Raw genomic sequence first — 14,379 nt, 5'->3', positions numbered from 1 at the left:
GGTCTGAATAGACGGCGCCACCGCCGGGTGGCGACATGCGCAGGAGCTGGGTCAGCTCTGGTGCTTGAGGATGTAGTCGGTCGCGTCGCCGACCGTCTTCAGGTTCTTGACGTCGTCGTCCGGGATCTTGACGTCGAAGCGCTCTTCGGCGGCGACGACGACCTCGACCATGGACAGCGAGTCGACGTCCAGGTCGTCCGTGAAGGACTTGCCCGTCTGGACGTCCTCGACGGGGATCCCGGCGATCTCGTTAACGATCTCGGCGAGACCGGCGACGATCTCTTCCTGGGTGGCGGCCATGATGGCGCTCCTTCGGTCTTTATTAGGGGGAACTGCGTTATTCAGGGAAGCTCTGTGCAGCGACCGGAACTGACGAATCCGTACGGCACTGCGCAGATCTTGCTTAGGGGAGGGTAACGACCGTCGCGGCGTACACGAGACCCGCCCCGAAGCCGATGACCAGCGCGGTGTCGCCGCTCTTGGCCTGCCCGGTCGCCAGCAGCCGCTCCATGGCGAGCGGAATGGAGGCGGCCGAGGTGTTGCCGGTGGTCTCCACGTCACGGGCGACCGTCACGCTCTCCGGCAGCTTCAGGGTCTTCACCATCGAATCGATGATCCGCATATTGGCCTGGTGCGGAATGAAGACGTCCAGGTCCTCCGGGCTGACGCCGGCCGCGTCCAGCGCCTGCTGGGCGACCTTCGCCATCTCGAACACCGCCCAGCGGAAGACCGCTTGGCCCTCCTGGGTGATGGCCGGGTAGCGGATCGCCTCGGGCGCGGTGCGCTCGTCCGGACCGTCGCCGCCGGGCACCGGGGTCGTCCGGTAGGCGTCCCAGGCCACGGTCTGCTTGATGGTCTCGGACTTGTCGCCCTCCGAGCCCCAGACCGTCGGGCCGATCGCCGGTACCTTGCCGGGGCCGACGATCACGGCACCGGCGCCGTCACCGAACAGGAAGGCCGTCGCACGGTCCTCCAGGTCCGTCAGGTCCGAGAGCCGCTCGACACCGATGACCAGGACGTACTCCGCGGAGCCCTCGATCACCATGCCCTTGGCCAGGGTCAGTCCGTAGCCGAAGCCCGCGCAGCCCGCCGAGATGTCGAACGCGGCCGGCTTGCCCGCGCCGATCAGATGCGCGATCTCGGTCGCGATGGCCGGGGTCTGCTTGAAGTGCGACACGGTCGAGACGACCACGGCGCCGATCTGCTCGGGCGTGATGCCCGCGTCGGCGATCGCCTTGCCGGCCGCCTCCACCGACATGGTGGCGACGGTCTCGTCCGGGCCCGCCCAGTGGCGCGTGGCGATACCCGACCGCGAGCGGATCCACTCGTCGGACGAGTCGATGTGCTTGAGGATCTCCTCGTTGGGCACCACACGGGTCGGACGGTAGCCGCCGACGCCCATGATCCGCGCGTACTGGACGCCCTGCGAGGGCTTGATCTTCGAGGTCATGCGCTTCGGGCTCCTATTCGGCCGGTACGGCGGTGTCGGCATGCTCGGCGATCAGGGCCCGGGCCGCGTCGAGGTCGTCGGGCGTCTTCAGAGCGAGCGTCTTGACGCCGGGGAGGGCGCGCTTGGCCAGGCCGACGAGCGTGCCGCCGGGCGCCGCCTCGATGAGCGCGGTGACGCCGAGCTCCTTGAACGTCTCCATGCACAGGTCCCAGCGCACCGGGTTGGCCACCTGGCCCACCAGCCGCTGCACCAGCTCCTGCCCGGAGGAGACCACCTGCCCGTCCTTGTTGGAGACGTAACGGGTGTGCGGATCGGCGGGCGACAGCTCGCCGACCGCGGTCTCCAACACGGAGACGGCGGGCGCCATGTGGTGCGTGTGGAACGCGCCGGCCACCTTCAGCGGGATCACCTTGCGGGTGCCCTCCGGCTTGTCCTCGGCCAGCGCCGCGAGCTGCTCGGCGGTGCCCGCGGCCACGATCTGGCCCGCGCCGTTCACATTCGCCGGGGTCAGCCCCAGCTTCTCCAGATGCGGCAGGATCGCGTCCGGCTCGCCGCCCAGCAGGGCCGACATACCGGTCTCGGTGACCGCCGCGGCGTCGGCCATGGCCAGCCCCCGCTTGCGTACGAGCCGCATCGCGGCCTCGTCCGGCAGGACACCGGTCAGGGCGGAGGCGGCGAGCTCGCCGACGCTGTGGCCCGCGGCGGCGCCGACGAGGCGGGAGAAGTCCTCCGCCGTGGTGAACAGCTGCCGCGCGGAGATCAGCGAGGCCGCCACCAGCAGCGGCTGGGCCACCGCCGTGTCGCGGATCTCGTCCGCGTCGGCTTTCGTGCCGTAGTGGACCAGGTCGAGGTCGATGACGGCGGACCACTCACGGAGCCGGTCTTCGACACCGGGAAGGTCGAGCCAGGGAGTCAGGAAGCCGGGCGTCTGAGCGCCTTGGCCGGGAGCGACGAGTACGAGCACCCTCACACTCTCTCTTGTGGGAGGTCCCGCCCGCCCGTGGGGACAGGGACGAAGAACCATCGGGGGAATTGTTGGTGTCCGACAAAAGTCTAGAGTTGCGCCTCACCGTCAGCCAGACGCCCGAGGATCAGCGCGATACGCAACGTGAACGCGGAGCGCACATCGGACGGCGACCAGCCGGTGACGTCTGTCACACGTCGCAGCCGATAGCGCACGGTGTTGGGGTGGACGAACAACATCCGGGCGGCGCCCTCAAGACTGCTCGCCTGCTCCAGATAGACGCTCAGCGTCTCCAGGAGCGCCGACCCCGCCTCCTCCAGCGGTCTGTAGATCTCCTCCACCAACTGCTCTCGCGCGACCGGGTCCGAAGCCATCGCGCGCTCCGGCAGCAGATCGTCCGCGAGCACCGGCCGCGGGGCGTCCGGCCAGGCGGCGCAGGCCCGCAGGCCGGCGGCCGCGGCCTGCGCTGACCGGGTCGCGGCCAGCAGATCGGAGACCACCGGGCCGGCCACCACGGGGCCCGCCGCGTACGGGCCGATCAGCGCCTTCGCGGCCTTGAGCGGATTGTCCGAACCACCGGCGATCACCACCAGGCGGCTGCCCAGGACACCTGTCAGCACCTGGAGCTTGGCGTGCCGGGCGGCCCGCCGGATCGCCTCGACGGTCAGTTCGCTGTCCCCGTCCGGGGCGGTGCCGAGCACCACACAGACATGTTCGGGGGAGTTCCAGCCCAGTGCGGCGGCCCGTGAGACGGCGCCCTCGTCGGCCTCTCCCGACAGCACCGCGTTGACCACCAGCGACTCCAGCCGGGCGTCCCAGGCGCCGCGCGCCTCGGCGGCCTGCGCGTAGACCTGCGCGGTGGCGAACGCGATCTCCCGGGCGTAGACCAGCAGCGCCTCACGCAGTACGGATTCGTCGCCGGGCGCCGCGACCTCGTCGATCGCGGACTCCATGACCTCGATGGTCGTCCGGACCATCTCCACGGTCTGCCGCAGCGTGATCGCGCGGGTCAGCTCGCGCGGCGCGGTGCCGAAGACGTCGGTGCTGATGGCCTGCGGCGTCTCGGGGTGCCGGAACCACTCGGTGAACGCGGCGATACCGGCCTGCGCCACCAGGCCGATCCAGGAACGGTTCTCCGGCGGCATCGCGCGGTACCACGGCAGCGTGGCGTCCATCCGGGCGATGGCCGCGGCCGCCAGTTTGCCGGCCGCCTGCTCAAGGCGGCGGAGGGTAGCCGAATGCGGGTGCGCGTCGCGCGATGCGGGTTCAGACACGGGGACAAGCCTGCCCTATCGGGATGAGGAGGTGAGGTGGCGGGGCTACCGTGGCGCCATGATTGAGGTGCGCAGGGGCCAGGAACGCTATCGGGATCACCACGCCGAGGCCGGAATCGAGTCGCTGCACGCGTTCTCCTTCGGGCCGCACTTCGACCCGGACAATCTCCGCTTCGGCGCCCTGATCGCCTGCAACGAGGAGCGGCTGGCGGCCGGCGCCGGCTTCGACGAGCATCCGCACCGCGACACGGAGATCGTCACCTGGGTCGTCGAGGGCGAGCTGACGCACCGCGACTCGACGGGCCACGAGACCACCGTACGACCCGGCGATCTCCAGCGGCTCAGCTCGGCCGGCGGCGTACGGCACATCGAGCGCAACGACGGCACGGCGCCGCTGCGCTTTGTGCAGATGTGGCTGACGCCGACGGAATTCGGGGGCGACCCGGCGTACGAGGTGGTGCGCGGCATCGCCGACGGCACTCCGTACGCGGTCCCGCGGGCCGGCGCGATGCTGCATCTGCGCCGGCTCGCCGACGGCGAACGCACCGCGGTCCCGGATGCCGCGCGGGTGTATGTGCATGTGGCACACGGCGCGGTACGCATCGGTGAGCGGCGCCTCGACGCGGGCGACGCGGCGCGGATCACGGACGCGGACGGGCTGGAGCTTACCGGGCTCGGGGCGGCCGAGTGCCTGGTGTGGGAGATGGCGGCGGAGCGGCGGTAGCAGTCGGCTCAGCCCAATTCGGCGAGGACCGCGTCGGTCAGCACCGGCCACGCCTCGATCGCCCACGGCCCGAAGGCCCGGTCGGTCAGCGCCACACACGCCGCCCGCGCGTCGGGGTCCACCCACAGGAACGTCCCCGACTGTCCGAAGTGCCCGAATGTGCGCGGCGAGGACGACGCGCCCGTCCAGTGCGGCGACTTGCCGTCCCGGATCTCGAAGCCCAGGCCCCAGTCGTTCGGCTTCTGGTGCCCGTAACCGGGCAGCACACCCGTCACACCGGGGTAGGCCACCGACGTCGCCTCCGCCAGTGTCTGAGGGGCGAGCAGCCGCGGCGCCTGGAGCTCGGCGGCGAACCGGATCAGATCCGCGACCGTCGAGACCCCGTCCTTGGCGGGCGAGCCGGGCAGCTCGGTCGCGGTCATACCGAGCGGCTCCAGCACCGCCTCGTGCAGATACTGCGCGAACGGGATGTCGGTCGCCTTGGCGATGTGGTCGCCGAGCGCCTCGAAACCGGTGTTGGAGTACAGCCGGCGGGTGCCCGGTTCGGCCATCGTGCGCTGCTCGTCGAAGGCCAGACCGGAGGTGTGCGCGAGCAGATGACGGACCGTGGCCCCCTCCGGACCGGCCGGTTCGTCCAGCTCGACGGCGCCCTCCTCGACGGCCAGCAGCGCGGCGTACGCGGCGAGCGGCTTGGTCACGGACGCCAGCGGGAAGCGGTGCTCCAGCGGGCCGCAGGTTCCGGCCACCGTGCCGTCGGCGCGTACGACGGCGGCGGCAGCGGTCGGCACCGGCCAGTTCTCGATCATCCGCAGGCTCTGCATGTCCCCGAGCCTAAGGGGTGCCCCCGCGCTCCCGAATTCCGGTCGGGGCTTCCCGGCAATTGCGCTTGCTTGGAGTGCACTCGAAGTCTCTAGCGTGGGGGACGTCGAGATGTTCCGGCGGGAACGCGGGTGCCGGTGTCCTGGGAGACGTTCCCGGGTTGCGAGGTTCCGGGGGAGATGGGGAGACGCGGATGACCGTGACGCAGAGCGAACCGGTGACGGACGGCCAGGCCGCGACCGACGAATGTCCGGGCGGCTCGCACGAGCCCCCCGAAGCCCTGGTGAGCAAGGTCGGCGCCTGTGTGGCGACGCCGATCCACCCGCGGCCGGCCGGCCAGGACCGGTACACGATCAGCGAGGTGGCCGAACACACCGGCCTCAGCGCCCACACGCTGCGCTGGTACGAGCGAATCGGCCTGATGCCGCACGTGGACCGTACGCACACCGGGCAGCGGCGCTTCACCAACCGCGACCTGGACTGGCTGAGCCTGGTGACCAAGCTGCGGCTGACCGGTATGCCGGTCGCGGACATGGTCCGCTACGCCGAGATGGTGCGGGCCGGCACGGGCACCTTCGCCGAGCGCCGGGATCTGCTGACCGCGCACCGTGAGGACGTACGGCAGCGCATCGCGGAGTTGCAGAGCACGCTGGACGTACTCGACTACAAGATCGGCATCTACACCGACGGCGGACGGCCCTGAGCCGGGAGAGGCACCGGGGCCGCGTGCGCAACGGGACCCGGAACGCCGGGAACGAGAAAGGCAGCGGGATGAGCAGCAACGGGACGAGCGGCGAGACGGGCAGCGAAGGGAACGGCGTGCGGATCGGGACGGTGGAGCTGGGCAGTGGCGGCCCGCGGGTCGGCGTACAGGGCCTCGGCTGCATGGGCATGAGCTTCGCCTACGGGCCGACGGACGCCGGCGAGGCGCGGGCCACGCTGGAGCGCGCGCTGGAACTGGGCGTGACCCTCTACGACACCGCCGACATGTACGGCATGGGGGAGAACGAGAAGTTCATCGCGCCGTTCATCCGGGCGCACCGCGACGAGGTCGTCGTGGCCACCAAGTTCGCGATCACCCTCGATCCGGACGACCCGGCCAAGCGGATCATCCGCAACGACCGCGCTTACCTCCGCGAGTCCGTCGAGGGCAGCCTGCGGCGGCTCGGCGTGGATGAGATCGACCTCTATTACATGCACCGGCGCGATGTGAACGTGCCCATCGAGGAGTCGGTGGGCGCGATGGCCGAGCTGGTGGCCGAGGGCAAGGTCAAGCACCTGGGGCTGAGCGAGGTGACCGGCTCCGAACTGCGCGCGGCGCAGGCCGTGCACCCGATCGCGGCGCTCCAGTCGGAGTGGTCGCTGTTCAGCCGGGACGTCGAGGACGGCGTGGTGCCCGCTGCCAGTGAACTCGGCGTCGCCTTCGTCCCGTACTCGCCGCTCGGCCGCGGCTTCCTGACCGGCTCGTTCGTCAGCGCCGACAAGGAACTGGGCGACGACGACTTCCGGCGTACGCAGCCCCGGTTCACCGGCGACAACGCGGCCGCCAACGCGGCGCTGCTGGAGCCGGTGCGGAAGGTCGCCGAGGCCCATGGCGCGACGCCCGGCCAGATCGCACTGGCCTGGGTGCAGCAGCAGGCCACCGCGCGCGGCCTGGCCGTCGTGCCGATCCCCGGCACCCGCAAGCGCACCCGCGTCGAGGAGAACACCGCTGCCACGCGGATCGAGCTGAGCAAGGAGGACCTGGCCCTCCTGGAGCCCATCGCCGGACAGGTCGCGGGGGCGCGCTACGCGGATATGACGTTCACGTCCGCCGGGCGGGAGTAGGGCCCGTCGGGTGGGCGGGGCGGGCGTTCCCGGCCCCGCTCACGCCCACCCCAGCGCGAACACCGCGAACCCCGTGGCCAGCACGCCCGCGACCGCGCGACGGAAGCGGGTGACGCCGGTCCACGGTGCCTCGAAGCGGCGGGTGGTACGGCCGATGAGGATCAGGGCGGTGGCGAAGACGGGGAGCCAGGCGAGCCGGGCGAGGATCCAGCCGAGCGTGTCGGGCGCGACGGTCAGGCCGGGGACCGCGTTCAGGCCGAGGAAGGACGCGGGCACGGCGGCCGAGAGCATCGCGGTCTGGTGCCAGCACAGGATCGTCATCGCGGAGAGGTTGATCACGACGACCGGCGCCCACAGGGCGGGCCGGCGCAGCAGCCTCGCGAGCCGGTCGCGGAGCAGGATCGCCGCCCCGGACTGCGTCGCCGCCAGGGCCAGGACCAGCAGCGACGGCGGGTGCGAGTTCGTACGGTCGGTGCCGGGGACGCCGACCATGCTCGCCGGGTAGTGGAAGAACAGCAGCAGCGCGGCGAACAGGGCGGCGCCGCCGAGGAGAAGCGACCGGGCGGCGCGCACGCCGAGCCGCTTCTCGCCCCAGGAGACGCCGAGTTGGTAGGCGAACATCCAGCCGGGGAGCAGGTTGAGCAGGCTCAGCCAGGACGGCATGGCGTCGGCGAACGGTCCGTAGCGCAGGAAGTCCACGACGGCCACCGTGGCGAGGAGCGGTGCCGCGGCCCAGGCGCCCATCCGGCGCGCCGCACGGACGCAGTACGGCGTCAGCGCGGTGATCGCGGCATAGACGCCGACGAACCACAGCGGCTGGATCACCAGCGTCGCCCCGGTCCGCAGGGTCGCTTCCGGCGCCCCCAGCGCGTACAGGAGCGGGGCCATCGCCGCCCATACCGCGGTCACTCCCAGCACCGGGCGGCCCAGCCGCACGAGCCGCCCGCGCAGCCAGGCGCCGGCGGATTCGCCGCGCTCGGTGGCCCGCCGGAAGGAGAGCACCGAGGCATGGCCGCCGACGAGGAAGAAGATGCCGAGCATCTGGAGCGCCCAACTGGCGGGCGAGAGAAAGCCGAGGGCGGACAGCGGGCTGGCGTTGTGCAGTGCGCCGTCGGCGTCGACGGTGAAGCCGCCGAGCAGCCAGTGACCGGTGGGCACGGCGAGCAGCGCCAGTGCCCGCAGGCCGTCGATGGCGCGGTCGCGGTGCGCGGGGGTGCGGTCGTCGATGGCGCGGACCGCTTTCCTGGCGGCGCGCAGGACCGCTGCGGATTCCGGTGCCGGTTTCCGGCCCGTACGGCGGGTGGGGGCGAGGAGTGCGAGGGCCATGAGGCGTCCTTGAGGTGAGGAGTGGCGAGGCGGCCGGTGCGTGGCGCGGGCCCGGAGCGGGCGCTCAGCGCACCTCGCCGTAGCGGCCCAGGGCGATGGCGGCGAAGCTGCGCAGCGAGTCCGTGCCGGGGGCGAGATAGCCGGTGTGGCCCTCGGCCCGCTCGGCGGAGACGCGGCGGGCGCCGAAGTCGGGGTCGGTGGGGTCCGCGCCGTGGCCCAGGCCCAGCAGTTCGACGTTCGGTATGTCACCGATCCAGTCGGACGCGTCGCGGGCGGCCCAGACCCGTGCCGAGGTATGCAGCTCCGCCACGTCGGCGCGGCGCATACCGGGGGAGCCGAAGACGATCAGGTCGGCGATGGCGCCGCGGCCCGCCCTGGGGGCGGCCAGTCCGCAGACGACCGAGCCATAGCTGTGGCACAGGACCGTGGGCGCCGGGGCGCCGGTGGCGGCGAGGCCGGTCAGCAGGCGGGCCAGCCGTGGCGCACCGGCCTCCGCGAGCCGGCCGGTGGCGGCGTCCACACCGATACCGACCGGTGTGGTGTAGCCGGCCCAGGCGATCACTGCCGTACGGGTGCCGGGCGCGTCGGCGGCCATCCGGGCGCGCAGCGAGGTGGCCATGCCGGTCGGTGTGCCGTACGGGTCCTTGGCACGGTCGAAGGTGGCCAGATCGATGTCCGAGCCGGGCACGATCACCGCGGTGCGTTCGGCGGTGGTCAAGTCGCCGTGCGCTTCGGCGACCTGACCGCGGCCGCGCGGGTCGAAGGCGAGGATGTGGCGGCCCGGCTCCAGCAGGTCCGCGCAGCGGGCGGCCGCCTTCCTGGCCTCCCGCTGGTCCTGGAGCGAGCCGCCCTGTTCGGCGGCGCGGGCCAGCTGACGGTCCCGTTCGGCCTTCAGGGCAAGGGAGTTGGCCTCATACCGCAGTGTGACGGGAGCGCCGTCGAGATTGCCCACGGTCAGCGGATGCCGGGCCGCGAGCGTATGCCGCTGGGCTTCGGTCAGCGAGGCGAAGAAGCGGGCGACGTCGGCGGGGGCCGCGGTCGCGGGGTCCGGCAGCCGGGTGCCGAGGGAGTGGTCGGCGCGCCAGGCGGCGGCGCCGGGCGGTGGCCCGGTGATGGCGGTCTGCGCGGAACCGGCCGCCCAGCCGCCGGTTCCGGCGGCGATGGCCACCGCGAGTGCGGCGGCGATGAGCGTGCGCTTGCTGCGCCGAGCGGTGGCTCGCAGCACGGACATGGTGGCGTCTCCCTCTCCCGTTGGTGTGGCAGAGGGAAACGTAGGAAGCGGGTGTATGACGCGGCGTCACACCGGGGAGCCAACTCCCTTGTGATACCGGGGTATGGGGTGACCTGCTCCTTCGTCCTCAGGACGGAGCGGCCGGCCCCACCCCTTACCGGGGGGGCGGCCCGACCCCGCCACCGGGGGTTAACCCCACCCCGCTCAGCGTTCCCCGGGTGCGACCAGCCCCGACTCATACGCGAAGATCACGGCCTGGGCGCGGTCCCGCAGCTCCAACTTGGCGAGGACCCGGCCGATATGGGTCTTCACGGTCTGCTCGGCGAGGACCAGCGAATCCGCGATCTCCTGGTTCGACAGGCCGCGGGCGATCAGCTCCAGGACCTCCGTCTCGCGCGGGGTGAGGCCGTTGAGGCGGAGCGAGGTGCGGTCCTTGCGGGGGGCCGGGCGCTGGCGGGCGAAGTCGGCGATCAGCCGTCGGGTCACCGACGGCGCGAGCAGCGCCTCGCCGGCCGCCACGACACGGACGGCGGAGATCAGATCGGCCGGCGGCGCGTCCTTGAGCAGAAAGCCGGACGCGCCCGCGCGCAGCGCCTCGTACACATAGTCGTCGACGTCGAAGGTGGTCAGCATCAGCACCTTCGGGCGGTGGGTGACGCCGAGGGGCGGATCGAGCAGCCGACGCGCCGCCTCCAGCCCGTCCATCTCCGGCATCCGTACGTCCATCAGCACCACGTCCGGATGCACCCGGCGGCTCAGCTCCACGCCCCGCACGCCGTCCGGCGCATCACCCACCACATCGATATCGCTCTGTGCGGCGAGCAGCGCGGCGAAGCCCGCCCGCACCATGGCCTGGTCGTCGACGATGATCACCCGAGTGGTCATACGGAGGGAGAGTCCTTTGGCGAGGCGGAAGGAGCGGGGGAGGACGGAGACGGGGTGGCGGTGAGCGGGAGGCGGGCGGCGACCCGGAAGCCACCGTCCGGCAGCGGCCCGGTGTCCAGCGAACCGTCCACCAGCCGCACCCGCTCCCGCATGCCGATCAGGCCATGACCGGTCCCGGTGGTCTCCAGCGGCTCGGACGGCGCGGGCGGCGCGGAGTTGACCACCACGACGGTCAGTCGCGAGCCGTCCGCCGTCGTGGTCACCGACACCCGGGTCTGCGCTCCCGGGGCATGCCGCACCACGTTGGCCAGCGCCTCCTGAACGATCCGGTACGCCGACAGATCCACCGCCGGTTCCAGCGCCACCGGTTCCTCGGGCAGCGTCAACTCGACCGGCACACCGGCCCGTACGGTCCCCTCGACCAGCTTCGGCAGCTGCCCGATCCCCGGCTGCGGGGCCTTCTCCGGGCCGCCGTGCCGCTCCGACTCCTCGCTGCGCAGCACGCCCAGCAGCCGGCGCATCTCCGCCAGCGACTCGCGCGCGGTCGCGGCGATCGTCCCGAACTCCTCCTGGGCCTCCGGGGGTATCCCGCTGATGCGGTACGGAGCGCTGTCGGCCTGGACCGTGATCACCGACATGTGGTGGGCGACGACGTCATGCAGCTCGCGGGCGATGCGGGTGCGTTCCTCCAGCAGCGTGCGGCGGGCGCGCTCCGCCTCGCTGATGGTCTCCTGCTCCAGCAACTTCCGCTGGGCGTCGCCCCGTTCCCGCAGAGCGGCGCCGATCAGCAGCATCACGCCGGAGAGGACGAAGAGCAGCACCCAGGTGCTGATGCTGTGCGCGGGTATGAGCAACTCGGACAGGAAGCCCGCCACCCCGGTCGTCAGCCATACGGCGACGAGGGTGCGGCGGCGCTCGCGCAGGGACAACGCCAGCATCAGGACGGCGTAGCCGACGATCGCCGTGGGCGGCCAGGGCCAGGCGCGGCCCGCGACGCCGGCGGTGCCGAGGAGGGCCGGCGCGGCCACCACGTCCGCCGCGAAGATCACCCACCATGCCTGGAGCGGCCGGGTCACCGCGAGCAGCAGCGGCACGGTCTGCGCGATGGCGAGCCCGCCGGCCAGCCCGCCGTTCATCCCGTAGTCGTTGCCCAGGACGTTGATGGTCGACGGCAGCAGCGAGACCGCGAACGCGAACGCCACGACGTAGGGCAGCGTGCGCAGCCAGCGGTTCTGGACGGTGCCGAACAGCGGGGCGCCGGGATCGGCCGGGGTGCCGAGCTCGACGGCGAGCACCCGCAGCGCCTGCCGCGCGGCCCGCAGCGCCCGGCTGCGGGCCGACTCGTGCCCGGCGCCGCGGGCCGGCTCGCGTTCTGGAATGAGAGATCGTCTGGACATCGCGGGTTCAATGTAAGCGGCCCGCCCCGCCGAAGCGTCATACCAGGGTCCGGCTTCGGAGCCGTACCACCGTACGACCCGGCATGCCTAAAGTTCCGCCAGCAACTCCGCCTTCTTGGCGCTGAACTCGTCGTCCGTCAGCAGCCCCGCGTGGTGCAGCTCGCCGAGGTGCCGTATCCGGTCCGCGATGTCCGCCGGGTCGCGGCGCGCGTCCCCGGCCCGCCGCACCGGCTCGCGGGCCGTCGCGTCCTGCGCCGGCTCGGCGGCCCGTACGGCCTGCAGCACCGAGGCTGCGAACGGCAGCGACTCATGGACCGGGCCGTAGCCGAGCCCGAAGACCACCGCGGCCGGGTCCTGGTCGGCCTCGTCGGCGCCGGCTTCCCGGCCGCCGCGCTCCAGCAGCCGCAGATAGCCGTTGAAGATCTCCGGCGAGCGCCACTCCACACCGGCCAGCTCACCGACGGTGAAGGTCTGGTCGCCGCGCTTCCACTTCGCCGACGACGCGCCCGTCCAGAACCAGCGGAAGGCGACCGACTGGCCGTCGAAGGACGCCTTGCCGTCGTACGCCTTGAAGTGCAGCGGCGGCTCGGGAGCGGCCACCAGATGGCGGTCGGCGGGCTCCTTGGAGGCCGGCCCCAGCGCGGTGCGCAGTTCGTCGGCGTAGTACTCGGCCAGCGTCTCGCGCTCGGCGGGGAGCACCAGCCGGTAGGGATCGGCGTCCTCCTTGAGCTGTCCGTCCGCCGCCTCCATCAGCGGGTCGGCGCCGTGCCGGGGCACAGCGTGCAGCACCACCGTGCCCCGTCTGCCCTCGGACAGCTCGACGGACCTCAACGCCTCGTACGGAATGCGTCGCTCACCGAGCGCCTGGAACAGCTTCGGCCTGCGGATCCCCCGTTCGAAGCGGATGAGCACGGAGTCCGTGTCGAACTCCCAGACGGCGTGAAAACCGGCCAGCACATCACCCATGCGGCTCATCGTATGCGGGCGGTCGCCCGCTCGTCCCCCTTCCGACGCCTTGCGCTACGCGCGTCATAGGGCTCCCGGCCCTCCGCCCCGCCCCCGTCACCGCGGTTTCCGCAGGCCCGGCCCGTCCCCGGGCGCCGGGCCGGACCTGCGGCCGCGGGTCGTCGGATTCCCGCCCTCAGACGAGATCCGAGCTGCACTGGGGGTCGTCGGACGCGCACTCCACGGAGTCGACGGCGCCGACCCCGACGAGCGCGAAGTTGCGCAGGCTGCGGGTGCCGGGCGCGAAGTAGCCGGCGTGTCCGACGGCGCCGTCGGCGGACAGGACCCGGGACCCGAAGGACGGATCGACCGGGTCGGCGCCGTGGCCCAGCCCGCCGACCTCCAGGTACGGCACGTCCTGGATCCAGTCGTCGGAGTCCCGCATCGCCCACACCCGGGCGTGCGTGCCCAGTGCGGCGCTGCTGTCCGCGCGCATCCCCGGGCTGCCGGCGACCGCGATGTCCTCGACGTTGGACGGCAGCTTGCGGGCGGCGACGCCGCACACCACGGACCCGTAGCTGTGGCAGAACAGCGAGACGGGCCCGGAGCCGGGCAGCGACTTCACGAGCGCGCGCAGCCGGACCGCGCCGGCCTCGGCCATCTGTCCGGTGGCGGCCCCGACACCCAGGCCGGCCGGCGAGGTGTAGTCGGCCCAGGCGATCACGGCGGTACGGGTCTGCGGCCGGGCGTGTCGCTGCGCCGCGTACAGGGACCGCCCCATGCCGACGGGGGCGGTCGTGGCGCGGGCGGTGCGCTCGAAGGTCGACAGATTGGTGTCCACGCCGGGCACGACGACGGAGACCCGGCGGGCCTTGTCGAGGTTGCCGAAGACCTCCGCCGCCCGGCCGCCGGCGGCCGGATCGAAGGCCAGGATCTGCCGGCCGCCGCTCATCATCGACTCGAAGCGGTGCATCAGCCGCCCCGCCTCCTGGCGGCCGTACGGTGTCAGCCGGCGGTCGCCCATGCGCTGCTTCTCGATGGCGCGGGCGTCGTCGAGCGCCATCCGGTTGGCGCGGTAGCGCAGTTGGACGGGGGCGCCGCCCATGTTGCCGACGACCAGCGGGTACCGGGTCGCCAGCTGCCGGCGCTCGGCGCGGTCGAGGGTGGCGAAGAAGGCGCTGACGGCGGCCGGACCGGCATCGGGATCGGGCAGCTGCCGCCCGTGGAAAGTGGCGTGCTTCCACGCGGCTTTGGCGGTGGCCAGGGGGTTGGCGTCCTCATGGTTTTCTCTGATGGCCGTCCAGCCGGTCATGGCCAGCATCACGAACACCACCACCAGGGCGAGGGCCGCGCGCCAGGCGGTGGACTGCAGGAAACCGGAGGAGGGGCCGAGCCCTGGGAAGGAAGTCACCGCGAGCCACCCTAGGAGACTCGGCAGGGTACCCGCTGAGCCCGTGAGTCATATCACGTTTCGCGGCGGGTATTTTGCGCAAACCGGACATCGCTCGGGCGTTTCCCGTGCTCAGGCGTGCGGACC

Annotated in this window: 14 protein-coding genes; 3 read left to right on the top strand and 11 right to left on the bottom strand. The window is 72.3% G+C overall.

All coding sequences use genetic code 11. The features are described 5' to 3' along the window. Nucleotides 1-51 precede the first annotated feature (51 nt). The 4 genes from FCH28_RS10025 to FCH28_RS10010 all read right to left on the bottom strand — a co-directional run bounded on the left by FCH28_RS10025 (nt 52) and on the right by FCH28_RS10010 (nt 3,688). Complete coding sequence (locus tag FCH28_RS10025) at nt 52-300, bottom strand: acyl carrier protein (protein ID WP_136739472.1); 249 nt, start codon at nt 298-300, stop codon at nt 52-54. A gap of 103 nt (nt 301-403) precedes the next feature. Continuing rightward, complete coding sequence (locus FCH28_RS10020; protein ID WP_136739471.1) at nt 404-1,450, bottom strand: ketoacyl-ACP synthase III; 1,047 nt, start codon at nt 1,448-1,450, stop codon at nt 404-406. Nucleotides 1,451-1,463: 13 nt separating this feature from the next. After that, complete coding sequence (locus FCH28_RS10015; RefSeq protein WP_136739470.1) at nt 1,464-2,414, bottom strand: ACP S-malonyltransferase; 951 nt, start codon at nt 2,412-2,414, stop codon at nt 1,464-1,466. Between the two features lie 89 nt (nt 2,415-2,503). Beyond that, nucleotides 2,504-3,688: a PucR family transcriptional regulator gene (locus FCH28_RS10010; protein ID WP_136739468.1), complete on the bottom strand. Its 1,185-nt coding sequence runs from the start codon at nt 3,686-3,688 to the stop codon at nt 2,504-2,506. 58 nt (nt 3,689-3,746) lie between these two features. On the opposite strand from FCH28_RS10010, the gene FCH28_RS10005 reads away from it, so the two are divergent. Next, nucleotides 3,747-4,412, top strand: a complete 666-nt coding sequence (locus tag FCH28_RS10005) for a pirin family protein (RefSeq protein ID WP_136739466.1) — start codon at nt 3,747-3,749, stop codon at nt 4,410-4,412. 8 nt (nt 4,413-4,420) lie between these two features. On the opposite strand, the gene FCH28_RS10000 is transcribed toward FCH28_RS10005, so the two are convergent. Further along, nucleotides 4,421-5,233 (bottom strand): serine hydrolase domain-containing protein, encoded by an 813-nt coding sequence (locus FCH28_RS10000; protein WP_187363800.1) that lies wholly within the window; start codon nt 5,231-5,233, stop codon nt 4,421-4,423. A 191-nt stretch (nt 5,234-5,424) separates the two neighbouring features. Here FCH28_RS10000 and FCH28_RS09995 point away from each other — a divergent pair, with 191 nt between their 5' ends. Continuing rightward, nucleotides 5,425-5,934, top strand: a complete 510-nt coding sequence (locus FCH28_RS09995) for a MerR family transcriptional regulator (protein ID WP_246102625.1) — start codon at nt 5,425-5,427, stop codon at nt 5,932-5,934. A 68-nt stretch (nt 5,935-6,002) separates the two neighbouring features. Next, nucleotides 6,003-7,058, top strand: a complete 1,056-nt coding sequence (locus tag FCH28_RS09990) for an aldo/keto reductase (protein WP_136739464.1) — start codon at nt 6,003-6,005, stop codon at nt 7,056-7,058. Nucleotides 7,059-7,097: 39 nt separating this feature from the next. On the opposite strand, the gene FCH28_RS09985 is transcribed toward FCH28_RS09990, so the two are convergent. The 6 genes from FCH28_RS09985 to FCH28_RS09960 form a co-directional block, all read right to left on the bottom strand. Beyond that, the gene (locus FCH28_RS09985; protein ID WP_246102624.1) at nt 7,098-8,384 is read right to left on the bottom strand and encodes an acyltransferase family protein; all 1,287 of its coding nucleotides are present in this window, start codon (nt 8,382-8,384) and stop codon (nt 7,098-7,100) included. 64 nt (nt 8,385-8,448) lie between these two features. Beyond that, complete coding sequence (locus FCH28_RS09980; protein ID WP_136739462.1) at nt 8,449-9,615, bottom strand: alpha/beta hydrolase; 1,167 nt, start codon at nt 9,613-9,615, stop codon at nt 8,449-8,451. A 204-nt stretch (nt 9,616-9,819) separates the two neighbouring features. Continuing rightward, complete coding sequence (locus FCH28_RS09975) at nt 9,820-10,500, bottom strand: response regulator (RefSeq protein WP_136739459.1); 681 nt, start codon at nt 10,498-10,500, stop codon at nt 9,820-9,822. Next, entirely contained in the window at nt 10,497-11,897 is a 1,401-nt protein-coding gene (locus FCH28_RS09970) for a sensor histidine kinase (protein ID WP_136739457.1), read from the bottom strand. The genes FCH28_RS09975 and FCH28_RS09970 overlap by 4 nt, the downstream gene beginning before the upstream one ends. Before the next feature lie 87 nt (nt 11,898-11,984). Next, nucleotides 11,985-12,863, bottom strand: a complete 879-nt coding sequence (locus tag FCH28_RS09965; protein ID WP_136739455.1) for a DUF4429 domain-containing protein — start codon at nt 12,861-12,863, stop codon at nt 11,985-11,987. 175 nt (nt 12,864-13,038) lie between these two features. Further along, nucleotides 13,039-14,253, bottom strand: coding sequence for an alpha/beta hydrolase (locus FCH28_RS09960; RefSeq protein ID WP_136739453.1), 1,215 nt, complete (start codon nt 14,251-14,253; stop codon nt 13,039-13,041). Nucleotides 14,254-14,379: the final 126 nt, after the last annotated feature.

This window comes from Streptomyces piniterrae, from assembly GCF_005048155.1.
Taxonomy (GTDB): domain Bacteria; phylum Actinomycetota; class Actinomycetes; order Streptomycetales; family Streptomycetaceae; genus Streptomyces; species Streptomyces piniterrae.
This window is presented reverse-complemented; position numbering and strand designations above follow the sequence as displayed.

Coding starts and splice junctions, on each gene's coding strand:
- FCH28_RS09995 (WP_246102625.1), top strand. CDS start 5,425: ATGACCGTGACGCAGAGCGAACCGGTGACGGACGGCCAGGCCGCGACC.
- FCH28_RS09990 (WP_136739464.1), top strand. CDS start 6,003: ATGAGCAGCAACGGGACGAGCGGCGAGACGGGCAGCGAAGGGAACGGC.
- FCH28_RS10000 (WP_187363800.1), bottom strand. CDS start 5,233: ATGCAGAGCCTGCGGATGATCGAGAACTGGCCGGTGCCGACCGCTGCC.
- FCH28_RS10025 (WP_136739472.1), bottom strand. CDS start 300: ATGGCCGCCACCCAGGAAGAGATCGTCGCCGGTCTCGCCGAGATCGTT.
- FCH28_RS10020 (WP_136739471.1), bottom strand. CDS start 1,450: ATGACCTCGAAGATCAAGCCCTCGCAGGGCGTCCAGTACGCGCGGATC.
- FCH28_RS09975 (WP_136739459.1), bottom strand. CDS start 10,500: ATGACCACTCGGGTGATCATCGTCGACGACCAGGCCATGGTGCGGGCG.
- FCH28_RS09980 (WP_136739462.1), bottom strand. CDS start 9,615: ATGTCCGTGCTGCGAGCCACCGCTCGGCGCAGCAAGCGCACGCTCATC.
- FCH28_RS09970 (WP_136739457.1), bottom strand. CDS start 11,897: ATGTCCAGACGATCTCTCATTCCAGAACGCGAGCCGGCCCGCGGCGCC.
- FCH28_RS10005 (WP_136739466.1), top strand. CDS start 3,747: ATGATTGAGGTGCGCAGGGGCCAGGAACGCTATCGGGATCACCACGCC.
- FCH28_RS09965 (WP_136739455.1), bottom strand. CDS start 12,863: ATGGGTGATGTGCTGGCCGGTTTTCACGCCGTCTGGGAGTTCGACACG.
- FCH28_RS09985 (WP_246102624.1), bottom strand. CDS start 8,384: ATGGCCCTCGCACTCCTCGCCCCCACCCGCCGTACGGGCCGGAAACCG.